The following is a 22,664-nucleotide window of genomic DNA, read 5'->3' as shown; positions in this document are numbered from 1 at the left end:
TGGGTGTCGGGGACTGTCGCTGTCAATGCCGCTGGCGAACACTCTCGCGCACCAAAGGCCTTGTCCCTATCCCGAACCGCGAAGACGAGGCTGAGGATCGCGCAGACGAGGCCGGTCAGCCATGTCGTAGTGAACGTTCGTTAAACTCTGCAATCGGCTCACGAAATGTTCACCCAGCCGCCACGGGAATCTGATCGCGCGGCACGGTCAGCGCGTGAGCCAGAGGCGCGACTCTACGAAGAAGATCAGGTCGGGACGATGCCGACAACTCTCACGACAGAGGAGAGTCAGGGGCTGTTTCCACTGCGACGGGAATTCTGATGCTGATGGAATCAAGCTCGGACAATGTCGAGGCGGGAGGGGTGGCAAAAGCCGTTACTTAACATAATGTATATTATCGGCGTTAGACATATGGCTCAGCAGAGTGACCACACAGCGCACATGTTCGACTACTCGAACTCATATCGCGCAGATCAGATTCATGGAACACCAATGGCAACGGCCGCGGGTGGCTCGTGTGCCATCCGCGGCCGTGAATGTGCGCAACTTGTCAGTGCTGAACGAGTGTCAGCGAACTGCGTCTGTGTCAGCTGCCGCCGAGTCCGACCTTGCCGTCATCCTTGGAGCCGCCGTCATCCTTGGACCCGTCGCCGTCGTCTGCGGCACCATTGGCCTTCGTCAGTCCAGCTTCTTCTCCGCAGACCGGCCATGCGCCCGGCCCCTGCTCCTTGAGAGTCTTCTGTGCGACGTCGATCTGCTCAGCCTTGCTGGCCTTGTGAGGCATGCCCTCACCGCCGAACGCCTTCCAAGTCTGTTTTGAGAACTGCAGACCACCGTAGTAGCCATTGCCGGTGTTGATGTGCCAGTCACCGCCGGACTCGCACTCGGCGACCTTGTCCCAGACGCCATCCGAGGACTGAGTCCCTGTGGAGGCCTGGGCCGGGCCGCTTACTCCCGTCAGTCCGGCGGCGGCGACCGCGCCGGCTCCTGCGACGAGTGCGACCTTGCGGAGGCTTGTGCTGTAGAGGTTCACTGTGTCATCTCCGTAATACGACTGCATTTCGGTTCTGCAACCCGGTCGTTACCGAGTCGTTATATACCGTAGTGGATCTGACCATCTCGAGTGAACCGGATTCCATTCCTCAGCGCTCAGAATCAACCCCCAGAAGTCACAACGCGAACTGAACACCCGGCTGTGGAGTTCGGCTCCCTGACTGCGTTCGACTCCTCCGCCGACGGATCTGGGCCATGGACCTCTTGAACCGATGGTCGAACTCTCTGTCGATCCGGTCGCGCACGCGTCGCAGGAGGACCAGCTGCTGGACAGGCACCTGGTCGTTCCTGGACGCGTTCACCCTTCGTGGACTCCCTGGGTCAGGGTCTCCCCACGGAAGTACCCGGGACTCCTGCGGGATTGGATGATCATGATGATTACGCCCAGGAGCAGGACTCCGATGCCCAACACAAAGACCAGTCCGATGCCGAAGACCGAGGATCCTGAACCGTAGTCGGGATCAAGGGAGTCGATCGCGGTGGTCACGAAGATCACCAGCAGGGTCACTCCCCCGACCAGCGGGAACAGGAACCTGAAGAAGAAGCTCTTCACCCCCGTGAACAGTGACCGGCGGAAATACCAGATGCAGGCCAGGCCGGTTATACCGTAGTAGAAGCAGACCATGAGACCCAGTGCGGTGATCGTGTCCCACAGTGCGTTCTCCGACAGCAGCCGCATGACGACGTAGAAGATGATCGCAGCCCCCGCCGAGGTGACTGTGGCCACCGATGGCGACTTGTACCGGGGTGAGATGTTGCCGTACTTCTTCGGCAGTGCACCGTAGTGGCCCATGGCCAGGATCGTGCGAGAGGGTGAGACCATCGTCGACTGCAGCGACGCCACTGAGCTCGAGAGGACGGCGATCGAGACGAGCACGGCGAAGGGTCCCATCACAGGTCCCGCGAGGGCTGCGAAGATGGATTCCTGGTTCTCCGGGTTCCCTGCGCCCAATCCGCCTGTGCCGACTCCGGCGAAGGAGATGACGGCGACGGTGCAGGCGAGGTAGATGATGACGATGGCGACGATCGTGAGCATCGCGGCCCGGCCGGGAGTCTTCTCCGGGTCCTTCGCCTCTTCGTTCATGGTGATGACGGTGTCCCAACCCCAGAAGAGGAAGATCGACAGGGACACTGCCGCTGCGACCGTGGAGAAATCACCGGCGGCGGCGGGGTTGAACCAGCCGAGTTCGACCGGTGTCGGATCGAAGGCGGTGCCGTTGGACACGTGGACGAATGCCGCAATGACGAACCAGCCGAGGGCAAGGACCTGGAACGCGACAAGCCAGACCTGGATCTTCTGGGTGGCTTCGACTCCGCGGTAGGAGATCCACGCGGCGGCCGCAGTCAGAATGATGGTGACGGGAATGTTGATCCACAGCACTCGCGTCAGGTCGGCGATCCCGGGGTCGCCGAAGATCTGAGCCAGCAGCAGAAACAGAAAATCCACGGCCACGGCGGCCAGGTTCGACAACACCAGGACTGTAGCTGAGATCAGCCCCCAACCTCCCATCCACCCGAGCCAGGGTCCGAAGGCACGGGTCGCCCAGGTGAAGGTGGTGCCGGAATCGGGCATGGCAGTGTTGAGTTCGCGGTAGCCGAAGACAACGAGCAGCATCGGAACGAAGCCGATGAGCAGAATCGCCGGGGTGTGGACTCCGACCTGCGAGATCGTTGGCCCCAGACCCGAGGTCAGCGTGTAGGCAGGAGCGATACATGAGATGCCGATGATGGCACCGCCTATGGCGCCGATCTTGCCCGCGGACAGCCCCTTGGAGCTCAGGCCCGAGCCGGAGCCAGCAGACGGACTTCCTTCCGAGCCGGGAGGTGAAGTTGCCGAGGTCATCAGCTCAACCTTTCAGGTGCATTTCAGGTGCTCAGGATCTTTGCTGCGGTGTCCTGCCCGATCCTGATCGCACCGTCGACGTGCTGGTACCCCTGTGCTGCGATGTCCGAACTCGCGAAACGAATGGGACCGACAGGATCGTTTTGGAACCGCCCCCACCGGTGCAGTCCCCCAAGGTCGTAGCTTGTCGCATAGGCGCCCCGAGTCCATTCCTCGGCTCCGAAGTCAGAAAGGTAAAACACCTCGGGCTCCAAAGCCCGTGGGCCCAGGAAATCTGCGAGTGATTCGAGAATGCGCTGTTTGCGAGTGTCCTCGTCGAGGGCGAACATGGCATCGGCGTTGACGTCGGAGATGAACCCCACGAGGGTCCCCTGGTCCTCACCGTGGTTCGTGTTGTCGTAGACCTCTTGCACGATCTGCCCAGCACCGAATCCGGTTCCGCACAGGCCGTCTTCGCGCCAGAACGGTGTCGGGTACGTGGCGTGGACCTTGATCACGAGACCCATCGACTGATGCTGATGGAAGACCTGCTGCAGGCGCGGCAGGTGCGGGGTGTAGCTGATGCGTGAGTACAGGTTCGGTGGGACGGCCACAATGACACGATTCGCTGACACGTTCATCGCATCGGTGCCCACGGTTACGGAATCCTCAGTCCACTCGATAGTGCGAACGGGGCTGTTCAGGTGAACGACGTCCTCGCCGAGTTCGGCTGCCATCTGCTCGGAGACCGACTGCATTCCTCCCACGACGCGACGGTCGAGAATGAAATGGTCATCCACGAGATGAGTGAATGATCCCGCCGAGGCGGCCATGAGGATCGCCTGCAGTGCGGAGAAGGTGGTGGCGGGCTTCGTCAGCATTCCCCCGGCAATGAACATGCCGATGTTCGCGCATGCAATCTCATCATCCGATTGGCTGCGGAGCCAATGGTGGAAGGACACCGAATCGAGTTCGGCGGCGTCTTCGGCGTCCCATGGAGCGGTGGGTCCGATGCGGGCGGCGAGCTCGTCCAGCTGGGCGATCAGGCGTTCCATCTCTGCTTGTGTGGACTCCCCCACCGGGAACATATCGCCGCTGTAGACGGTGCGTGTGCCGTCGGATGCGATATAGACGCTGTCGCCCTCCCGGTAGCGCTGGTAGGTTTCTTTACCCAGCTCAGCGACGAGTTGCAGGAGTGCCGTTTGGTCCGGTGAGATCCACTGGCCACCGATTTCGTACATCTGGCCGTCGATATGGTCGGTCCATGTCCGACCACCGACCCGGTCCCTGGCTTCGAGGACGACAACGTCTTTGCCTGCTGCCTGCAGCGTCCGGGCCGCGCTCAGGCCCGTCGGTCCGGCTCCGACGATGACCACATCGCATTGTGGATCCGACATTCTGCACTCCTTTGAAAGTTCCGCTGTTGTGCTCACAGTATCCAGGCAACATCGGTCTGCCAAGGCGCGGTCGGGATTGTCTGCGGCGGTGCGAAATCGGTTTCATCGGTAGTCACGTGCGTTCACGCCCGAGTCGGCCTCTTTGGCTGCCACGAACGCCCAGGAATCGGGTCGGGAACCATCGATATCGTCAATGTCATAAATATTGCCCAGTTCGCAGGTACTCAGTGCTGTTGTGTTGAACCGGTGGTGTTCAGGGTCTGATGCCAGTGCTACGACCGTCCGGCCCAGAAAGTGCGGAGATTCCGAGATCGCGAAATCTGCAGGCGGCAGCTCACGAGCCACATCCAGCGAATCCCTCATCCAGGTCTGCTCACTCGTGTCGAAGAGGTCGAGCATCATCTCGGATCGCAGCCAGCCGGGAGTGATCGCCACCGCAGTGCAGGCCGAGTCGGCCAGTTCGTGGCCAAGACCGAATGCCAGTCTGCTCACAGCGGTCTTCGTCAGGTCGAGATAGATGCTGTCCCGATAGCGGGCGTCATTGAACTCGGGTGTTCCGTCGGTGATCTCGATGTGCAGGCCGCCTGATCTGCGAGTCAACAGGGGCAGGCCGGCGTGCGCCGTGTTCAGATGCGTGAGCAGTCCTGCGTTCACCAGCCTCATTCCCGACTCGAAATCCGTGTCCCAGAACTTCTCGCCCCAGGAGACATAGGCCTCTCCCCCGATGTCGTTGACCAAAATATCGAGTCGCCCGTGCTGCTCATCGATTCTCCGGACCACCTCGCCGATCATCGCCGGGTGCAGGTGATCGCAGACGAGCGCCTCAGCGTGGCCGCCCTCTTCCCGAATGCTTTTCGCAGTGCCCACGATGGTCTCGTCCCGACCGTAGTCGGAGGGCCGCGCCGAGGTGGATCGTCCTGTGCAATACACGAAGGCGCCCGCCCTGGCCAGATCCCGGGCAATGGCGCGTCCGGCACCGCGCGTCGCACCGGCGACAAGCGCGACCCTGCCGTCGAGTGAACGGTGGACGAAAGGAGCGAACTCGGGTGCCGTCGACCCGTTGTGAGAAGTCATGGTGATACCTTCTCGTGCAATCACTGACACGTTATGTCAGTGACCGCAACTATTCTTGGTGGGCATGAAGGCAGCACGGCTGGTGTCAGAGATCGTCATCCTCGGTGCGCGGAGTGTGCCGATCACTGCTGAGAGTCTGGCTAACCGTCTCGAGGTCACTCAGCGCACTGTCTATCGCGACCTTGGTGATCTGTCTCGTATGGGTGTCCCCGTGGTGACGGAGTCCGGCCCGGGTGGCGGCATCAGTTTGCTCGGCTCCTGGACCACTCCCCTGTCGGGGATGACTCGTGATGAGCTTGATTCCGTACTCATCGGAGGTCTCGCGGCAGCTGACCTCGGGTTCTCCGCGGAGCTGGCGACGGCACGGGAGAAGATCCTGTCCGAGACGGATTCCGTCTTCTCATCGGATGTGCTCGTCGACGGGCCGGATTGGTTTATGAAATACGAGCGCCCGGAGGAGCTTTCGGTCATCGTAGCTGCTCTGCGTTCGCACCGTGGACTGCGATTCGACTACGCAAGCGGCGCCGGGTCGTTGGTTCGCACCGTCATACCGTTGGGGCTCGTCGTCAAGGCAGGGCGATGGTATTTGGCAGCGCAGCCCCCTGGTGGCAGGCCACGGACCTACCGGGTCTCGCGCATCGCTGAGATCAGACTGCGCTACGTCTCGATCTCACGGCCGGAGGGCTTCCACCTCGGCGACTATTGGACGAGATCTCAGACCGAATTCGACCGATCGATCCGATCTGCGACGGTGAAGCTGCGGATTCCCAGCGACAGCCTCGGTGATCTGCGACGTGCGATTCCCGGTCGAGTCACAGACGAGGCGATCGAGTCCGGCGCCAAGGTGGAGGGAAGATACGTGATCGACCTTCCGATGGAGCCACCGGCAGTCGCTGTGTCTCAGTTGATCACGGTACCGGGAGTCGAGGTGATATCACCACGCGAAATTCGTGTGGCACTGCACGAACGAGCGCGTCAGGCAGCAGTGTGCAACGGCCTCTGACGTCCGAGCGTGTCGCTCACTGAACCTCGTACTTGCCGGTGATCTGCCCGGCGCCGACTCCGCCGACCGCTTCCATGGCCGCCTTGGACAGGTCGATGCAGCGGCTTCCGTGGTACGGGCCACGGTCATTGATGCGCACCGTCACAGACTTTCCGTTGGCTGTGTTGGTGATCTTGACCTTCGAACCGAACGGCAGGGTCTTATGCGCCGCGGTCAGCTTGTTGGTGTCGAAGATCTCTCCATTGGCAGTCTGCTGGCCATCGAACCCGTCTCCTCCACCGTAGTAGGACATCGGGCAGGAACCGGACTGACCTGCGGAGTTTCCGGACTTCGACGGGCCGTCGCTGTCATCGGGCGTCGGCTTCTTTGAGCCTGAGCCGCCCGTGGTTGAATCCTTGCTCGTTACGTCCTTGTTCGTTGAGTCCTTGGACTCGGACGGCGTTGGGCTCGGTGTTTCGGTCTTGGACTCCAGGGAGATCTTGTCCGGCTTCTCTTTGGCCTGCTTCTTCGCTTTGGCCAGGAACTCGTCCGGGGACTGCGTCACTTCGGCTGCGGCAACGACAGGTGTCTCAGCAACGACCTGTTGGTCGCCACTTGTGCTGTCGGGGACCATCGCCAAGCTGGAGGCGACGACAGCGGCGGTCGCTACCGTGGGTACGATGAATGCGGAAAGCACCGGGCGTGAGCGCGCCGAGGCCAGCACTCCCCCTGCAGTGTTCGTCACGCTCTGGTCTCGTTGCGGCGAATGCCGTGCGGACTTCTTTTTCGGCGCTTTGAGCGCAGAGAAGAGCGAGCCCGTCGTTGCCGAACGGGGTGAAGAATGTTTTCCCACAGTCAGTCCTCGTAATCATTGGCTGGTGTTCTCGGCAACCAGGAGTCTCAATGATCGAGCGCACCTCAACACCGACTCCAAGTTATCGGATCGTTACCTGAGGGCAGTCTAATTAAGGAACTGTTACAAAAGCAATGCGGCACGCTCGATGAACGTGCCGCATTGGTGAGTGTCGGGTCACTTCGACTTGCGCGTCACCAGTCGGCGCACGCCGTCTGCGCCGGTCGTCACCGATTCTTGGGCCTTGTCGAAAGCACGTTCGACCTTGCCGCTGCGTACGGCATCGTCGATCGCGTGGGAGACGTTGCCCAGAGCCTTCTTCACGTTGGCCTCAGTCGTCTCAATGAGGCGGGAACCCGATGTTGCCTCGCGAGCGTTCTTCACACTGCTGCTGGCCGCATCGTAGGCCCTGGTGGCTGCCGAACGCACCTTTTCGGTCGGTGTCCTCTTAGTGGAATCGATGACGTAATCGGGTTCGATCGGATCTTGTGTTCGGCTCATGCCTCCATAGTTGTCGACCCCGACCGCGAGGTCAACAGCAACATAGGATTGAACCATGAATTCTCAGGCAGAAATCATCGCCCACAGAGGCGGGCAGTGGCCCGGCATGAGTGAGAACACCCTCGAAGCCTTCACCACCGCCCATCGGGCAGGTGTGCGCTGGATGGAAACCGACGTCCATGCGTCCGCCGACGGGGTCCTGTTCGCAGCTCATGATGCCGATCTCACCCGCATCGCCGACCGCTCACATCGCATCCGCGATCTCAACGCCAGGGAGCTCGACTCCATCGAACTCCTCGCAGGAGGACGACTGCCTCGACTGACTGCTCTCTTCGAATCACTCCCGGACACGGCGTGGAACATCGATGTCAAGGCCGCCCACAGCATCGCGCCGATGATCCGCGCCATCCGCAGCCTCGGCGCTGAAGAACGAATCCGGCTCGCCTCGTTCTCCTCGTCGACCCTGCGTAGACTGCGAGAACCTCTGCCCGGAGTTCGGTCATCGGCCGGGGTGCTGGAGTCAGCTCTGTTTGCGGCGGGAGGCCTGCCCGGCGTGGCGGATTCCGGACCCTGTCCCCTGCCTGTCGGCCTCGATGCCCTGCAGGTGCCGATGTCGTTCAAGGGCGTACCCGTCGTCACCGAAGATTTCGTGTCTCGCGCTCACCACTCGGGTCTGCAGGTGCATGTGTGGACCATCAACGACGCCGCTTCCATGCGCATGCTCCTCGACCTCGACGTCGATGGGATCGTCACGGACGATGTTTCAGTGGGGCTGCACGAGCTCACGGCGTGGACCTGAGTGCTGGGAATAGGCGCACACGGTAGACTGTTCCAACGTATGAGACGTCTGCAGTCGAGTCGGAAGGTGAATGAGATATGAGCGAACGCAGTCTCCGCGGAACACAGTTGGGCTCACGCAGCCTGGAAACGGAAGAGGGCGTCGAACCGGCACCTCGCCAGATGGTCGAATTCGAATGCGAGGATGGAACTAGGTTCAAGGTTCCCTTCTCGATCGAAGCCGAAGTTCCCTCCACCTGGGATTCGGGCATCCACGGCGTCGGTCACCGTGTCGGCGTGAACGAACCCGATGGTGAGCCGGGTAAGCACGTGCGGTCCCACTGGGACATGTTGCTCGAGCGCCGCTCCTTCGACGAACTTCAGGTTCTCCTTGATGAGCGACTCGCTGTTCGCCGTGGTGAGGTTCCCGCACAGGCCTGATCGCCTCTGCACTGACTCACACGAGCAAATCTGAACATGGAGGCGGGGCGCCGGGCATCGCCGCACCGCCCCGCCTCCATGTCTGCCCCTGAGCGCTCTTCGCGCTCTCTGCCGTCGAGCAGCGCCCGTGCAGCCAAGGTCCTCAGACAGTCGGACTGCGGCGAGCAGTGAGGCGCTCGAATGCGCCTCGAGCCTGTCGACTGCGGCGCGTCAGCCCCCAGCCGGCCACCTTGGTGAACGCCTCGGAGATGATTGATCCGCTCATCTTCGACTCGCCCAGTTCGCGTTCGACAAAGACGATGGGAACCTCGGCCACGCGAAATCCGGCTTCGACGGTGCGGTAGGTCATGTCGATCTGGAAGCAGTACCCCTGGGACTGCACTCCCGAGAGGTCGAGGTTCTGCAGAACCTCCCACGAGTAAGCACGAAATCCTGCTGTCGCATCCTTGACCCCGAGACCTATCGCTGCGTTGACGTAGATGTTGGCTGCGCGGGAGAGGAAGAATCGTGAGCGAGGCCAGTCCACGATGGCTCCGCCGCGGACCCACCTCGAGCCGATGACGAGGTCGGCATGACCCGTCTGGGCGACGGCCAAGAGCTGCCCGAGGTCCAGTGGGCGGTGAGATCCATCGGCGTCGAACTCGCAGATGATGTCGTAGTCGCGTTCCAGCGCCCATTCGAATCCGGCGATGTAAGCCATCCCCAGACCGGACTTCTCACTGCGGTGCAGAACGTGCAGACGCTTATCGGTGCGTGCCTGCTCATCGACCCAGTCACCGGTGCCGTCGGGTGAGCCGTCGTCGACGACGAGAACGTCGACTTCGGGCTGAACCTCGAACAGCCCGGACAGTGTCACCGGTAGAGCGAGTCGTTCGTTGTAGGTGGGAATGACCACCAGAGTCTTAGAAACCACGGCCACCACGATACGCCGCGGAGTGGGGAAAATATGAGCCGACACTCTCGCCTTCGGACCACGTTGGGAAACGAGTTATCTAATGACGAGAGTGCCGGCTCCATCCCAGCTGCTGTGGAATGCCAACAACGAATCTAGTGGCTGTCGCGCTCTTTGCAAAATCCCTCTGACCTGGAGTTATGTTCAAATCTCCAGGTCAGACGCAAGGCAGAAGAACTCAAATACTTTACCCTCGGCGTGTCGTCTTGATTCTCGAGATCAGTTGCCGAAATCGCCGGGGCGCCGGGTTCTACGCGTCTTCGCTGAGTGCAATCCGGGTCGGCAGGGGCACGTCGGGTGAGAGCTCTGGCAGGCCAGGGGTGCCCGAGCGCGGATCGGTGCTCCACGCGGCAACGCGTGCATCTGCAACCTGAACGACGAGTCGTTCGACCTGCCAACGGACGAAGTCCGCGTCGGCTCCGGGTGCGAGGACCCCACCGTCCGGGTTGCCGGCGGCCCGGTGAGCGAACCGGGTGGCTGCGTTGAATGCCGCTCGTGCTCCGATTCCACTGTCGCCGACAACAGCCGAGCGCACGGTGGCCCACGGTGAGTCCTGTGAGTCGGTCCACGACACCTGAGCACCTGCCGAGAGCAGCCGCGCCAGAGGCTGCGGCCGCGCGGGGTCGAGAGTCAACGCGATGCCGGAATACCCCAACGGCGTGACGAACTCCTCGTTGACACTGAAGTTCAGCAGCAGGCGATATCCGTTGCGCTGGGCCAGTGCAGCATGGTCGTGGACGCGGTCCAGGACCTCGCCGAGGCGCTGGTTCGACTCGACATCGATGTATAGGGAAGTCTCGGGCATCGTCTCGAGGCCAAGGAAGTCGGCTGCTGCGATGCTGGCTCTGTCCGTGGCCGGGTCCGTCGCTGGAGCGGTCTCGGAGCTGAGCTGGGGATATGCGATGATCCTCAGCCCCTTCGGTGCACGTGCCCGGAAGTCCCGCACAGCCTCGGCGGTGCCGAGGACGTGCACGTGGGTGAATCCGGACTCGATGAGCCGGTCACCGTCGGGAGCACCCTCGTGAAGAACCAGTCCCCCATGAACGAAACCTGGGGTGAGAAAGTCCCCGTCGAGGTTGATTGCGTTCGGCTCCGATGCGAGTGCGGCCTCATCCGAGCCGATGAACGAGACCGTCCCGTCCTTCGTGCCCAAGGCAGTCGCAAAGGGGTCGACACTGCTGTATACATCTCCACCAAAGTACATAGTCACAGCCGACAGGCTACACCTCTGAGTCCACGTCTTTGCACTCGAGTCAGCGGCGTCGGGTATCGTCATCGAGTGTGAAGCCCTTGGTTCTGATCGACACGCCCGCCCTGTACTACCGTGCCTTCTATTCGGTCCCCGATTCGATCGTCAACGACGAAGGCCAGCCGGTCAACGCCGTGCGCGGCGTCCTCGATGCGATTGCGCAGATGATTCGCCGCTTCGACTCCCCGCGAGTCGTGGCGACCATGGACGCGGATTGGCGACCAGCCTTCCGCACAGCGATCATGCCCGAATACAAGGCGGCTCGGGTCAAAGACGCCGAGGCAGGCACTGAGATCCCTCCCGAACTGGCTGTGCAGCTGCCGATCATGACCCGCGTCCTTCGTGCCGCAGGAATCCCCATCGCCGAGGTGGACGGCACTGAGGCTGACGATGTGATCGCGACCATGGCCGCCCAATCACGCACCCCTGTGGTCATCGTCTCCCCCGACCGTGACCTGCTTGCACTCATCGATAACGCGACAGACGTCAGTGTGCTTCGACCGCGCAAGGGTGGAGAGTGGGAAGCCATCACCCAAGACAATCTGCCCGAGGCCTATGGCGTGCCCGATGGGACCCGGTACCGTGAGCTCGCCGCCATGCGCGGCGACCCCTCGGACGGACTGCCAGGAGCACCGGGGATCGGAGAGAAGACCGCGGCGACACTGCTGTCGAACTTCGGTTCCCTCGAATCGATCTTCAAGGCCGCGAAGGCCGGTGTGAAGACCGGGGGTCTTAGCCCCAAACGATCGGCCACCCTGATCGAAGAAGAGGAGACGCTCCACAAGACCATCGAGGTCATGCGGTGCCTGACCGATGTGGCTCATGGACTCGACCTCGATTCCGTGCCAGGTGAGATCGATCGCACTGCGGTCGAGGCGGCAGCCCATGGCCAGAACATCCGCCGCTCGGTCGACAACCTCATCTCTGCTCTCGGCAGTGCCGACAGGGACTCCGGTGCCAGTGCACCGCCACAGCCCTCCGTGATACCCACCGGCGCAAGCGCGGCTGCTCCTGATGCCCAGGTGTCTGCAGCGCAATCGCCAGCCGCGCCGATTCCGGGCCAGGCCTCTGCCGAACCGTGGTCACAGTCGAGGCTGGTCGGTTTCGATCTCGAGACGACCGGTGTCGACCCATCGACTGCCAGGATCGTGACCGCAGCATTCGTCGAGTCCGCCGACAGCTCACGCACCTGGCTGGCCGACCCTGGGGTCGTCATACCCGAACCGGCCCGGGCGGTTCACGGAATCTCCACCGAATTCGCCCAAGCCAACGGCGCCCCCGTGGCAGACGTGGTGGTCGAGCTCTGTACGGTCCTGGCCGATCTCAAATCGGAAGGCGCCGTCGTCGTCGGCCACAATATCGTCTACGACCTCAGCGTCTTGGCTGCCGAAGTCACACGCCATCAGCCCCACATCGACCTCCCGGCACTGCTGCCGACGATCGTCGATACCTTTGTCTTGGACAAGCGAGTCGAGCAGTTCCGACGGGGCAAGAGGACCCTGACCGAGACAGCCAAGCGGTGGAAGGTCACCCTCCTCGACGCCCATGATGCCGCCGCGGATGCTCTTGCCGCCCTGGACATTTCCCGAGCGTTGGCCGAGAGCTCGGAAGAAATTGCGAACCTCACTCGGGCCGAAATCATGTCTGCCCAAGGCGAATGGAAACGCGCCCAGGCCGCTGACCTGCAGTCTTGGTTGCGCAGAAAGGGCAACGCCGAAGCCGTCGTCGATGGCTCCTGGCCCATGGCCTGAACGATAGAATCAACTGCGACCATCACTCGACGAAGGACGATAATGGGATTCTTTTCACGACTGCTCAACCGACCCGGCGCACAGGCCGACAAAGCCACGGGATGGTTCGACAGGGCCGCCGACGATATGACGGCCGCGAGTCGTGAGTACGCGGAGCTGGATGATAAAGGGCTGACAGAGGCCGCAGCCGACATCTTCACCTCCGGCCCTGTGCAGGAGAATCTCGTTCGCTACTGTGCACTGGCCCGCGAGGCAGCCGAGCGATCACTCGACGAGCGCGCCTATGATACGCAGATCAAGGGCCTCGTCGGACTGTTGCAGGCGAATATCGTGCAGATGGCCACCGGTGAGGGGAAGACCCTCGTCGGTGCTCTCGCCGCCGCCGGATACGCTCTGCAGGGTCGCCGAGTCCACGTAGTCAGCGTCAACGACTACCTCGCTGTCCGCGACCGCACCTGGATGAAGCCTCTCTTCGAGCTCCTTGGTGTGACGTCAGCGTCGATCTCCGGCACTCAGAGTGAGGCCGAGCGGCGTGAAGCCTATGGTGCTGAGGTTCTCTACGCTTCCGTGACAGAGGTCGGCTTCGACGTCCTGCGCGACCGTTTCGTCACCGACGATGACCAGATTCGCGTCCCAGATCGTGACGTCGTCATCGTCGACGAAGCTGACTCGGTGCTCATCGACGAGGCACGTGTCCCGCTCGTCCTCGCCGGATCGGCCAGCGTCGAAGACGCCAACGCTCAGATCGCGGCACTCGTCGAGACGCTGCACCCCGACGTCGATTACGAAATCAGTCCGGATCACCAAGCCGTCTCCCTCACCGACGGAGGAATCAACCGCGTCGAAGCCGAACTCGAAGTCGAGCTCTTCGGAGAAGACGCGTCCAATCTCGCCGCCGTCAACCTGGCCCTGTATGCGAAGTCCTTGGTCAAACGTGATGTCGATTATCTTGTCGTCGACGGCCGGGTCAAACTCATCTCGGCTTCCCGTGGGCGCGTGGCCGAACTGCAGCGCTGGCCTGACGGACTGCAGGCAGCAGTTGAGGCCAAAGAGGGCGTGGGAACCACTGAAAGCGGCGAGATCCTCGACCAGATGACCGTCGAAGAGCTCATCCACGGCTACGAGACCGTCTGCGGAATGACGGGAACCGCGCTGGCTGTCGGAGATGACCTGCGCGAGTTCTACAACCTTGAGATCGTCCCCGTCGACACGCATTTGCCTGTCATCCGCAACGACGAATCCGACCGGCTCTACACGTATCAGGAGTCGAAGGAACGCGCGATCGTCGACGAGGTCGCCGAGAACCATGCCAAGGATCGTCCCGTGCTCATCGGCACTTCGTCAGTGGCAGAAAGTGAATCGCTGTCGGCACGACTGATCGAACGCGGCATCGAGGTGACGGTTCTCAATGCCAAGGACGATTCGCTCGAAGCTGAGGTCATCGCGGCTGCCGGCGCCCCTGGGGCTGTCACAGTGTCGACCCAGATGGCCGGGCGCGGCACCGATATCCGCCTGGCCGACGACAGCGTCGCCGATGCCGGCGGCCTGCTGGTCATCGGCGCCGGGCGCTACCTGTCCTCACGTCTTGATGACCAGTTGCGTGGTCGTGCAGGACGCCAGGGTGATCCGGGAACGTCAGTGTTCTTCACCAGCCTCGAAGATGAGCTGTTGACACGTGTGCCCGAGATCCAACGGTTCGTCTCCGAGGGAGACGAGACCGGATGGATCGAGTCAAAGCGGGCGCTGGGTCTCGTCGAGCACGCTCAGCGCGTTGCTGAAGGTCAGAATACGGCACTGCACCGCGACACCTGGAAGTTCAACGAGCTGATGGCCAAGCAGCGCGACCTCGTCCTCACCCGACGCCGGGAGCTGCGTGTCGATGATGAGGCGATCAACGAACTCAAGGAGCGTCTCGGCGATGTGGCGAAGGATCTGTCGGCCGAGCACTCGCAGGAGCTCGTCGACGCAACCCTGCGCGAAGTGATGCTGTTCCATCTCGACGCGCGCTGGGTCGACCACCTCGCCTTCCTCAACGATCTGCGCGAGGGCATCCATCTGCGCACCTTCGCACGTGAAAAACCGCATGAGGCGTTCAATACGGAGTCGATCCGCATCTTCTCCTCGTTCTGGTCCGACGTCATTGAAGATTCGGCGTCGACGGTCGAAGAGGCAGAGTTCACGGATACCGGAATCGACCTGGCATCTCACGGGCTCAAACGACCCTCGTCAACGTGGACCTACCTGACGACGGAGAGCGCGTTCGGCTCCGACATCGAGAACATCGTCAAGAAGGTCAAGCGCTGAGACGCATCTGGGTCCGCCTCCATCGGGGAAGGCGGGCCCGTCGCTGAGGTTCATACCCCACCGCTGAGGTCGGGGACGATCTGCCGGTCAGGAGTCGGCGACGACTCCGCGGCGGATCGCTTCAATTGTGCGACGGATGCGCACTGCAGTGTCCGGCTCGGCCACCTCGGCCACCTCGGCGACCTGACCGAGCAGGTCAAGGCTCTGCTTGGCCCAACGCACGAAGTCCCCGGCAGCGATATCTGTGCCGCGCAGAGAGTCGGCGAGGTTCTTGCCTTCGGTCCAGCGGTACATCGGTTTGAACAGTCCCCGGTCGGGTTCCTGCGTCGTCGACAGGGCGTACTGCTCCTCAAGTTGGAACAGCTTGCGCCAGATCGTCACCGCCTCATCACCGTTGACCTTGAGATCGCGGCTCGGGGCGCGTTCCGGATGGAGGGTGTCACCGCGCCGGGACTGGAAGACGAAGCATGAGGCGAATGCCGCGAGTTCGGGTTCGACGAGATTGTCCCACAGGCCCTCGCGAATGGTCAGCGCCACGAGCAGGTCACGCTCCCCGTAGATCCGTCGCAGCATATCGGAGCGCTCGGGATCGAAACCAAGGGTGCGCAGCACGTCTTGAACGCGTTCGAAGACCAGAGCGATCGACGTCGTTCGGCCCTCGATCCGGGCGATGAGCGAATCGTTCTCCTTGACCAGCTTGGCCGCTCGGTTGGCCCACCTGGCGTGCATTTCGCGGTCCGGGCACTCGTGGCAGGGATGGGCTCGCAGCTGCTCAGTCATCTCCGCCACGCTCGAGCTGACGCCAGACGCACCGGATGAGGATTCCCACTGCGCCTGGGGATCGACCTTGCCCTCGTATTTGGCATCGTTGAGGATGCCCAGCAGCTGCCGGCGATCCCCCGCCTGCCTGTGATTGAACTTCTTCGGCACACGGACCCGGCCCTGTGCTGCCAGCGGTTCAGTCACCTCGTGGGGTCTCAGGTGCCAGACTTTGCCCTGCTCGGTCAGCACCGTCGGCAGCCGTGAACTCCCATCGCGGGAGCTCATGGGCGCGATGATGACAGCAGTGCCCTCGACTCGCTTCGCGGGCAGGGTGACGACATCGCCGATCTTGAGCGTACTCAGCGACTCGAGGATCTCACGTTGCCGGTTCTTCGACTTGGTGCGAGTCTCCTGTTTCTCGGTATCGCTGATGGCCTGTCGCAGACGCGCATACTCCGCGAAGTCTCCGAGTTCGCACTGCATCGACTTCTCGTAGGCCCCGATCGTCGTTTCGTTCTTCCGCACCTTCTTCGCCAACCCTACGACGGCCTTGTCGGCCTGGAACTGTGCGAACGAGGTCTCAAGGACCTTCGCGGCTTCCGCGGAGCTCATCCGCGAGAGCAGATTCGCCGTCATATTGTAGGTGGGTCCGAACGCAGAGTTGAGCGAGTAGGAACGGTTGGAGGCGAGCCCTGCGATCTCGTTGACTTCGAAGCTGGGGTGCCAGATGACGACGGCGTGGCCGATCTGGTCGATGCCGCGGCGCCCGGCGCGTCCGGTCAGCTGGGTGTACTCCCCTGGCGTGATCGAGACATGAGCCTCACCGTTGAACTTCACCAGCTTTTCAAGGACGACCGTGCGTGCAGGCATGTTGATGCCCAGCGCCAGGGTCTCCGTGGCGAAGATGACCTTGATGATGCCCTGGGAGAAGAGTTCCTCGACGAGCTGTTTGAACTGCGGGATCATTCCCGCGTGGTGGGCGGCGACTCCAAGCAGCAGACCTTCCCGGAACGAGTGGAATCCGAGGATGCCCAGATCCTCGCTGGCGAGCTCATCGCGCAGCTTTTCGAGTGCGGCATTGACGATGACCTTCTCTTCGCGGGAGTTCAGGTCGAAGCCGGAGGCCAGATACTGTTCCACCGCCTCGTCGCAGGCGTTGCGGGAGAAGATGAACATGATCGCCGGCAGCATCCCGGTCTCGGCCAGAGAGGACACGACCTGGGTGCGGCTGGGCCTGCGGAAGCGGGCACGGGTGGCTCGTTCGCGCTTCGAGCGGGGCCCACCATGGGTCCGGGTCGCATGGTTGAGAGCAGGATCAATCCGGTCGGAGTCGTGGTGGGTGAACAGATCGTACATGCGATGGCCGACGAGGACATGGTTGACCAACGGCACGGGGCGATGAGAGGTGGACACGACGGTTGTGGGTCCGCGCACCTCACGCAGCCAGGCGCCGAACTCTTCAACGTTGGATACGGTCGCTGACAGCGACACCATCTGCACCCGGTCCGGCAGGTGGATGATGACTTCTTCCCATACCGGACCGCGGAAACGATCGGCGAGGTAGTGAACCTCGTCGAGGACGACGAACCCGAGGTCGGCCAGTCCCGACAGATCGTTGTACAGCATGTTGCGCAGGACTTCTGTGGTCATGACGATGATCGGCGCATCGCGCCGGATCGAGGTGTCACCAGTGAGCAGGCCGACGTTTTCGACACCGTGGACGTCCATGAGGTCGTTGAACTTCTGGTTGCTCAGTGCCTTGATTGGCGTGGTGTAGAAGACCCGTTTGCCTTCGTCCCTGGCCAGCTCGACAGCGAATTCCGCAATCAGAGTCTTGCCGGCACCGGTGGGGGCCGTGACGAGGACATCTTTGCCCTCCTGCAGCTGAGTGCAGGCTTCGAGTTGGAAGTCGTCGAGCTCGAAGCCGGTCCTGGCGGCGAACCGCCCCAAGGGAGTCTGTGCCTTCTCCGCCCTGTCTCGATAGTCGGCGTAGGCTGCCGAGGGACTCAGTGGCTCGGTGTCTGCCGAGGGTTCGATCGGGCTCATGGATTCAGTCATGCTTCTCTCAGTCAATCGGTTCGTCGGGGTCGACCCACAGGCCCTGGGCGATGAGTCGCTTCTTGCGTCTCCGGTCGCTGATCACGCAGATAATCCACGCCGCACAGAACAGCGTCATCATCGGGATCACGAGGAAGAACATAGACAGTGCGTCGGGAGTGGGGGTGGCAATAGCGGCGAACAGGAACACGATCATCACGATCACCCGCCAAGATTTCTGGATCCTCACGGCCGAGAGGATCCCCATCATGTTGAGCCCGACCATGAGCACCGGAAGGACGAACGCCAGACCGAAGACAACGATGATGACCATCACGAAGCTCAGATAGTCCTGTGCCGGGATGATGTTCGTGCCGCCTTCTGGGGTGAATGACGTCAATGCCTTGACAGCGTTGGGAAGGGCGAAGAAGGCCATCGTCGATCCCGCGAGGAACAGCGGAATGGCTGCGCCGAGGAAACCGAACGAATAGAGCTTCTCCTTCTTCGTCAGCCCCGGAACGATGAATGCCCAGACTTCATAGAGCCAGATCGGGCAGGACAGGAAGATGCCGATGAAGAATGACAGTTTGATCTTCAGATCGAACGGGGAGGCGACTCCGGCGAAGTTGATCTCAGCCGTTCGGTCGCCCGAAGCCCGGATGCTGCGGATCGGTTCCTGCAGAATGTCGAGGACAGGATCGTAGAGGAACCAGCCGGCGACGGCACCGAGGACGATCGCGATCGCCGCGACCAGGGAACGGTTTCGGAGTTCGATGAGATGCCCGACGACGGGCATCTTCCGCTCGGGGTTCTTCTTACGTGCCGAAGACGATCGCCGGTCGTTCTGCTCTTTCACTTCTCGTGAGACTGCGGATCCTGCTTTTCCTGCGCAGGCTGCTCAGGCTTTCGGGCAGCCTCGGCGGTCGACGAAGTGTCGTTCTCGGCTGTCTCGCGGCCCAACTCACCCGGTTCGGTCTTCTTGGGCTCATCGTCATCACGGAGATCCTTGACCTCAGATTTGAAGATCTTCATTGACTGACCCAGGCTCCTGGCCAGCGCCGGCAGCTTGGGTGCGCCGAAAATGATCACGATGATGAGGATCACGATCGCGATCTGCACGAAACTCGGTTTCATGGGGACTCCTTGACTATTGTCTGCTCGAAAAGATTCTACGCTGTGTGGCTGTGCCTTTCATCCTCGCCGCACGGCAGAGCTCGAGCGCGAAGCCCGGTCTCAGTCCAGCCGCGTCAGCGCGGCTTCCACCGCTTCACTGTCGTCGATATCAGTGATGACGTCGGCATGACACAGTAGGAATCTACTCAACCAGTCCACGGAGTGCACCAGGAATCTGATTCGAACACTTGGTTCACCATTGGCGAAGTATTCACGCTGCCTCAACTCGAGTTCATCCGCGAGCCATGCGCCGGCAGGCGACAGCGTCATGGTGACTTCTCGCGCACTCGACTGCGTATTGCTCACGGCCAGCGGCGGATGTGCCGCCGGGGTCCAGGAGCGAATGCTGCTCAGAGCGAACCGGCGTGGAGCCTGCGCGGCATAGCACCAAGCATCCAGGTACCAATCCGCGCCGGGAACCAGCTTGCTGGGAGCAATGATCCGGCGTGTCAGTTCGTCTCGGGAACCGACATAGTAATCGATCTGAACCGCGGCTTCCGAGTCGATCGCCTGCTTGAGGAACGCCATGAGCTCCTCGTTCGCGGGGATCGGGCTGACCTCGACCGGGGTGCGGAGATTCTCTCCCGCGGCAAGTCTCAGCTTCTGCGCCGCCGTTCGCACAGCCTCGGTGTCGAGTCCTGGCAGGGTGTCGATGAGTTCGAGTGCCAGGACGAGGACTCCAGCCTCCTCCGCGCTGAGTCTCACGGGGACGGAGACCTCCTCAGCATTGGAGATGTAGACCTTCCCACCTTCCCAGCTGGCGTCGATGAGGTCATCGGGCATGTGACCGGGTCGACCGGTCACGAAGAGGAGCTGCAGGTCATCGATGAGGGTGTCCGAGTCGATGGTGAAATAGGCCGCAGTCTCCTCGAGATCTGCCCCCGGATGGGCGTCGAGGTAGGGAACCAGGCTGAGCAGCCGGGTGAGTCGTTCACGCGCTGAGGACATTGCGACCTCCAAGTCGTTCGAGGGACTCCCTGACCGTCTGGCGTCGGTCCTCGACAGCCTGAACCAGCTCCGATGGCGAGAGGACTTCGACAACGTTGCCGAAGCTCACGATCTCTGCGGCCAGGGAGGCCGCATCCGTGTACTCGACGATGATGGCATCGTCCTCGGTGCGGATCTGCCGCCGGCGCAGCGGATCAGCCCGATGGGCACGGATCCGAAGCTTCGCCTCGGCGACGACCGCCATCTCTGTGCTCGAGTTCAAAGCCACATGCGGAGCGAAATCGGCGGGGAAATCATAGTCTCCGGGGTCCCGTCCGCCGAGCTTCGTCAGCTTGCCCTCGACCCGGGAGAGTCGGAAAGTGCGTTCGGCATCACGGTCGATGTCATGTCCCAGCAGGTAGACCCGGTCGCCGCGGCTGAGCAGTGCGTAAGGTTCGAGCTTGACCTTGCGGGGGCTCTGGCCGGGCTTGTGGTATTTGAAGCTGATCGCCTCGCGGGCGTTGATGTGGTGGAGGGCGGTCGCGAAGTTGGCACTGCCCAACTTCCGTGCGGCGGGACCCTGGTTGGCCTCAACGTGCCCGGGTCCTGCCTTGGTGAGGTCAATGCCCAGAGCACGCAGCTTCGTCAGCGCCTGGGAGCTGGACTCGCCGAGTTCGGTGTCAGACCAGAACTGCGCAGCCACTGCCACTGCGGCGGCCTCGGAGGGGGTGAGCTCGACGTCGTCCATGGCATAGTCATCGGCAGAGATCCGATACCCGGTCTCCCCCGTATCCGAGTACGCGTCGTGTTCGGCCCGGGTGGCGATCGTGATTCCCATGTGCCGCAGAAGTTCCTTGTCACGGGAGAACTTGCGGTCGAAGGCGATGTCGTCGAGGCCCGCATATCCGTCGATGGCGCTCATCAGAGTCTTTCGCGAGACCCATCCGCGGGCGGCTCTCAGAGCGATCAGCAGGTTCATCAGACGTTCGGTCTGCTGCCTCTGTCTGCTGGGGCGGGGCGTATTCACAATTCCACCGTAACCTAATGCGGGCGATAGTCTTAGGACCATGATTCATTGGCGCAGAGGAACCGTGACCACGATTCGCTCCACCCGGCCAGGATACACAGAGGTCGAGGCCGATATTGACCAGGTGCTGCCGGGCACGACGATCACCCACGTCAAGGCGGTCGCCTATACAGAGGCCGTCGGGCATCCGCAGGTCGGGGATAGTGTCCTGCTCAACGTCTCGGCCCTGGCCAAAGGCTTGGGCACAGGTGGCTTCGGTCTGATCGTGGCACTGCCCGATGCTCTGCCGGCCGATCCACCCGAGGGCCCAGGTCATTTGGTCAAGGACCGTTACTCCCCCCTGCAGACGATGGTCCTCGGTGTCGACGATCAGGAATCGGAGCATCATGAGACCCTCGCCAGGGAAGAATCCCTGAGTGGGATGCCTGTGCTCGCCGCAGATCTGCATTCGGCTCTGCCAGCCATCATCGCCGGCATCCGTGCGGTGGATCCCGAGCTTCGCATCGCCTATGTCATCAGCGACGGTGCGGCACTGCCAGCCAGCTTCTCCCAGGCTGCGGCCGGGCTGAAGGACGCAGGGTGGCTGCACGGAACCATCAGCACCGGCCAATCCTGGGGCGCCGATCTTGAGGCTGTGACGATTCACACGGGCCTGCTCGCCGCCAAACATGTCCTCGGTGCCGATATCGCCATCGTCGCGCAGGGTCCGGGAAATCTGGGGACCGGAACCAAGTATGGATTTTCGGGTCTCGTCACCGGTGAGCATCTCAATGCGGCCGCTCTGCTGGGTGGGAGCCCGGTGGGTGTCCTGCGCATGTCCAATGCCGATGCCCGCGGCAGGCATTTCGGCATCTCCCACCATTCTCTGACGTCTCTGATCGAGGTCGCCCGTCCCGGAATGACGATTCCGGTCCCGGACTTCTCCACCCTCGCCGAGGCGGACCGTCGTGAGATGGAGATCGACCCCGCCGTCATGTCCGAGGTCGTCGCCGCACAGCTGCCGATGCTGCACATGCATGATCAAGTCACTGTCAGCGTGGAAGGTCTGTGGGCAGGGCTCAAGTCCTCGCCGGTGGGCCTGTCGACGATGGGACGAAAACTGCCCGCCGATGCAGCAGCGTTTCTTGCTGCAGCCGCGGCGGGCAGGTTGGCTGCCGAGCTCTGAGTCTCGGCACCCGTTTCATTGTTGGCGTCTCAGCGCACGTTCTCCAGATCGCAGACGAAGATCAGGGACTCGCCGGGCTGGATGACGCCGCCGGCGCCCTGGTCCCCGTAGGCCAGGTGCGGTGGGATCTGCAGGGTGCGCCTGCCGCCGACCTTCATGCCCTGGATGCCCTGGTCCCAGCCGGAGATGACCATGCCGGAGCCGAGGCGGAATTCGAGCGGGGTGCCGCGGTTGTAGGAGGCGTCGAACTCTTCACCGGTTGAATGGGCGATGCCCACGTAGTTCACGCTCACGGTATGGCCGGGGCCCGCCTCGGCGCCGTCTCCGATGATGTCATCGATGATGACGAGTTCGGTCGGAGCTTCAGTTCCGGGGAAGTCGACGACTGGTTTCTGCTTGCTCATGGTGTCTCCTTAT

20 protein-coding genes are annotated in these 22,664 nt (G+C 62.2%); 6 read left to right on the top strand and 14 right to left on the bottom strand.

Annotated elements, in window-relative coordinates; translation table 11 throughout:
* Positions 1-586: 586 nt before the first annotated feature.
* From BANT918_RS01765 to BANT918_RS01745, 4 genes are all read right to left on the bottom strand, one after another.
* Positions 587-1,033: a transglycosylase family protein gene (locus tag BANT918_RS01765; RefSeq protein WP_291545901.1), complete on the bottom strand. Its 447-nt coding sequence runs from the start codon at positions 1,031-1,033 to the stop codon at positions 587-589.
* A gap of 318 nt (positions 1,034-1,351) precedes the next feature.
* Positions 1,352-2,896, bottom strand: a complete 1,545-nt coding sequence (locus BANT918_RS01755) for an APC family permease (RefSeq protein WP_101618691.1) — start codon at positions 2,894-2,896, stop codon at positions 1,352-1,354.
* 23 nt (positions 2,897-2,919) lie between these two features.
* Positions 2,920-4,272, bottom strand: coding sequence for a flavin monoamine oxidase family protein (locus BANT918_RS01750; protein ID WP_101618690.1), 1,353 nt, complete (start codon positions 4,270-4,272; stop codon positions 2,920-2,922).
* 102 nt (positions 4,273-4,374) lie between these two features.
* Positions 4,375-5,346: an SDR family oxidoreductase gene (locus BANT918_RS01745; protein WP_101618689.1), complete on the bottom strand. Its 972-nt coding sequence runs from the start codon at positions 5,344-5,346 to the stop codon at positions 4,375-4,377.
* A gap of 64 nt (positions 5,347-5,410) precedes the next feature.
* Between BANT918_RS01745 and BANT918_RS01740 the strand changes: the two genes are divergently transcribed.
* Positions 5,411-6,349: a helix-turn-helix transcriptional regulator gene (locus BANT918_RS01740; RefSeq protein WP_233430318.1), complete on the top strand. Its 939-nt coding sequence runs from the start codon at positions 5,411-5,413 to the stop codon at positions 6,347-6,349.
* 16 nt (positions 6,350-6,365) lie between these two features.
* Here the strand turns inward: BANT918_RS01740 and BANT918_RS17975 are convergent, their stop codons facing one another.
* Together BANT918_RS17975 and BANT918_RS01730 are read right to left on the bottom strand one after the other, a co-directional pair.
* Positions 6,366-7,073 (bottom strand): septal ring lytic transglycosylase RlpA family protein, encoded by a 708-nt coding sequence (locus BANT918_RS17975; protein ID WP_291545902.1) that lies wholly within the window; start codon positions 7,071-7,073, stop codon positions 6,366-6,368.
* Between the two features lie 285 nt (positions 7,074-7,358).
* A complete protein-coding gene (locus tag BANT918_RS01730) occupies positions 7,359-7,682 on the bottom strand; it encodes a hypothetical protein (protein WP_233429217.1) in 324 nt (107 codons plus the stop codon).
* 55 nt (positions 7,683-7,737) lie between these two features.
* Between BANT918_RS01730 and BANT918_RS01725 the strand changes: the two genes are divergently transcribed.
* Positions 7,738-8,481 (top strand): glycerophosphodiester phosphodiesterase family protein, encoded by a 744-nt coding sequence (locus tag BANT918_RS01725; RefSeq protein ID WP_101618685.1) that lies wholly within the window; start codon positions 7,738-7,740, stop codon positions 8,479-8,481.
* 77 nt (positions 8,482-8,558) lie between these two features.
* Positions 8,559-8,900 carry an RNA polymerase-binding protein RbpA gene (locus BANT918_RS01720; RefSeq protein ID WP_101618684.1) on the top strand — a complete coding sequence of 114 codons (342 nt, stop codon included), beginning with the start codon at positions 8,559-8,561 and terminating at the stop codon, positions 8,898-8,900.
* A 142-nt stretch (positions 8,901-9,042) separates the two neighbouring features.
* Here the strand turns inward: BANT918_RS01720 and BANT918_RS01715 are convergent, their stop codons facing one another.
* Together BANT918_RS01715 and BANT918_RS01710 are read right to left on the bottom strand one after the other, a co-directional pair.
* Positions 9,043-9,819 carry a polyprenol monophosphomannose synthase gene (locus tag BANT918_RS01715; RefSeq protein WP_101618683.1) on the bottom strand — a complete coding sequence of 259 codons (777 nt, stop codon included), beginning with the start codon at positions 9,817-9,819 and terminating at the stop codon, positions 9,043-9,045.
* A 283-nt stretch (positions 9,820-10,102) separates the two neighbouring features.
* Positions 10,103-11,056, bottom strand: coding sequence for a metal-dependent hydrolase (locus tag BANT918_RS01710; protein ID WP_101618682.1), 954 nt, complete (start codon positions 11,054-11,056; stop codon positions 10,103-10,105).
* Positions 11,057-11,133: 77 nt separating this feature from the next.
* Between BANT918_RS01710 and BANT918_RS01705 the strand changes: the two genes are divergently transcribed.
* Positions 11,134-12,852, top strand: coding sequence for a 5'-3' exonuclease H3TH domain-containing protein (locus tag BANT918_RS01705; protein ID WP_233429216.1), 1,719 nt, complete (start codon positions 11,134-11,136; stop codon positions 12,850-12,852).
* A 42-nt stretch (positions 12,853-12,894) separates the two neighbouring features.
* Positions 12,895-15,156 carry an accessory Sec system translocase SecA2 gene (gene secA2 / locus BANT918_RS01700; RefSeq protein ID WP_101618680.1) on the top strand — a complete coding sequence of 754 codons (2,262 nt, stop codon included), beginning with the start codon at positions 12,895-12,897 and terminating at the stop codon, positions 15,154-15,156.
* A gap of 87 nt (positions 15,157-15,243) precedes the next feature.
* On the opposite strand, the gene BANT918_RS01695 is transcribed toward secA2, so the two are convergent.
* The 5 genes from BANT918_RS01695 to BANT918_RS01675 all read right to left on the bottom strand — a co-directional run bounded on the left by BANT918_RS01695 (position 15,244) and on the right by BANT918_RS01675 (position 21,082).
* The gene (locus tag BANT918_RS01695; protein WP_101618679.1) at positions 15,244-17,976 is read right to left on the bottom strand and encodes a DEAD/DEAH box helicase; all 2,733 of its coding nucleotides are present in this window, start codon (positions 17,974-17,976) and stop codon (positions 15,244-15,246) included.
* Between the two features lie 7 nt (positions 17,977-17,983).
* Positions 17,984-18,751: a twin-arginine translocase subunit TatC gene (gene tatC, locus BANT918_RS01690; protein ID WP_101618836.1), complete on the bottom strand. Its 768-nt coding sequence runs from the start codon at positions 18,749-18,751 to the stop codon at positions 17,984-17,986.
* A 56-nt stretch (positions 18,752-18,807) separates the two neighbouring features.
* Positions 18,808-19,089, bottom strand: a complete 282-nt coding sequence (tatA, locus tag BANT918_RS01685) for a Sec-independent protein translocase subunit TatA (RefSeq protein ID WP_101618678.1) — start codon at positions 19,087-19,089, stop codon at positions 18,808-18,810.
* A gap of 99 nt (positions 19,090-19,188) precedes the next feature.
* The gene (locus BANT918_RS01680; protein ID WP_101618677.1) at positions 19,189-20,076 is read right to left on the bottom strand and encodes a WYL domain-containing protein; all 888 of its coding nucleotides are present in this window, start codon (positions 20,074-20,076) and stop codon (positions 19,189-19,191) included.
* Positions 20,060-21,082, bottom strand: coding sequence for a helix-turn-helix transcriptional regulator (locus tag BANT918_RS01675; protein ID WP_233430317.1), 1,023 nt, complete (start codon positions 21,080-21,082; stop codon positions 20,060-20,062). The genes BANT918_RS01680 and BANT918_RS01675 overlap by 17 nt, the downstream gene beginning before the upstream one ends.
* 40 nt (positions 21,083-21,122) lie before the next feature.
* On the opposite strand from BANT918_RS01675, the gene BANT918_RS01670 reads away from it, so the two are divergent.
* The gene (locus BANT918_RS01670) at positions 21,123-22,247 is read left to right on the top strand and encodes a DUF3866 family protein (RefSeq protein ID WP_101618675.1); all 1,125 of its coding nucleotides are present in this window, start codon (positions 21,123-21,125) and stop codon (positions 22,245-22,247) included.
* A gap of 29 nt (positions 22,248-22,276) precedes the next feature.
* On the opposite strand, the gene BANT918_RS01665 is transcribed toward BANT918_RS01670, so the two are convergent.
* Positions 22,277-22,651 (bottom strand): FKBP-type peptidyl-prolyl cis-trans isomerase, encoded by a 375-nt coding sequence (locus BANT918_RS01665; protein WP_101618674.1) that lies wholly within the window; start codon positions 22,649-22,651, stop codon positions 22,277-22,279.
* Between the last annotated feature and the right edge of the window lie 13 nt (positions 22,652-22,664).

It is taken from the genome of Brevibacterium antiquum CNRZ 918 (assembly GCF_900169145.1).
GTDB classification, from domain to species: Bacteria; Actinomycetota; Actinomycetes; order Actinomycetales; family Brevibacteriaceae; genus Brevibacterium; species Brevibacterium koreense.
Note: the sequence above shows the minus strand (reverse complement) of the source record. Positions and strands in the feature narration are given on the sequence as shown.

Excerpts from the sequence above, each read along its gene's own strand:
- BANT918_RS01755 (WP_101618691.1), bottom strand. The coding sequence starts at position 2,896 with ATGACCTCGGCAACTTCACCTCCCGGCTCGGAAGGAAGTCCGTCTGCT.
- BANT918_RS01750 (WP_101618690.1), bottom strand. The coding sequence starts at position 4,272 with ATGTCGGATCCACAATGCGATGTGGTCATCGTCGGAGCCGGACCGACG.
- BANT918_RS01745 (WP_101618689.1), bottom strand. The coding sequence starts at position 5,346 with ATGACTTCTCACAACGGGTCGACGGCACCCGAGTTCGCTCCTTTCGTC.
- BANT918_RS01740 (WP_233430318.1), top strand. The coding sequence starts at position 5,411 with ATGAAGGCAGCACGGCTGGTGTCAGAGATCGTCATCCTCGGTGCGCGG.
- BANT918_RS01730 (WP_233429217.1), bottom strand. The coding sequence starts at position 7,682 with ATGAGCCGAACACAAGATCCGATCGAACCCGATTACGTCATCGATTCC.
- BANT918_RS01725 (WP_101618685.1), top strand. The coding sequence starts at position 7,738 with ATGAATTCTCAGGCAGAAATCATCGCCCACAGAGGCGGGCAGTGGCCC.
- BANT918_RS01720 (WP_101618684.1), top strand. The coding sequence starts at position 8,559 with ATGAGCGAACGCAGTCTCCGCGGAACACAGTTGGGCTCACGCAGCCTG.
- BANT918_RS01710 (WP_101618682.1), bottom strand. The coding sequence starts at position 11,056 with ATGTACTTTGGTGGAGATGTATACAGCAGTGTCGACCCCTTTGCGACT.
- secA2 (WP_101618680.1), top strand. The coding sequence starts at position 12,895 with ATGGGATTCTTTTCACGACTGCTCAACCGACCCGGCGCACAGGCCGAC.
- BANT918_RS01695 (WP_101618679.1), bottom strand. The coding sequence starts at position 17,976 with ATGACTGAATCCATGAGCCCGATCGAACCCTCGGCAGACACCGAGCCA.
- tatC (WP_101618836.1), bottom strand. The coding sequence starts at position 18,751 with ATGCCCGTCGTCGGGCATCTCATCGAACTCCGAAACCGTTCCCTGGTC.
- tatA (WP_101618678.1), bottom strand. The coding sequence starts at position 19,089 with ATGAAACCGAGTTTCGTGCAGATCGCGATCGTGATCCTCATCATCGTG.
- BANT918_RS01680 (WP_101618677.1), bottom strand. The coding sequence starts at position 20,076 with ATGTCCTCAGCGCGTGAACGACTCACCCGGCTGCTCAGCCTGGTTCCC.
- BANT918_RS01670 (WP_101618675.1), top strand. The coding sequence starts at position 21,123 with ATGATTCATTGGCGCAGAGGAACCGTGACCACGATTCGCTCCACCCGG.
- BANT918_RS01665 (WP_101618674.1), bottom strand. The coding sequence starts at position 22,651 with ATGAGCAAGCAGAAACCAGTCGTCGACTTCCCCGGAACTGAAGCTCCG.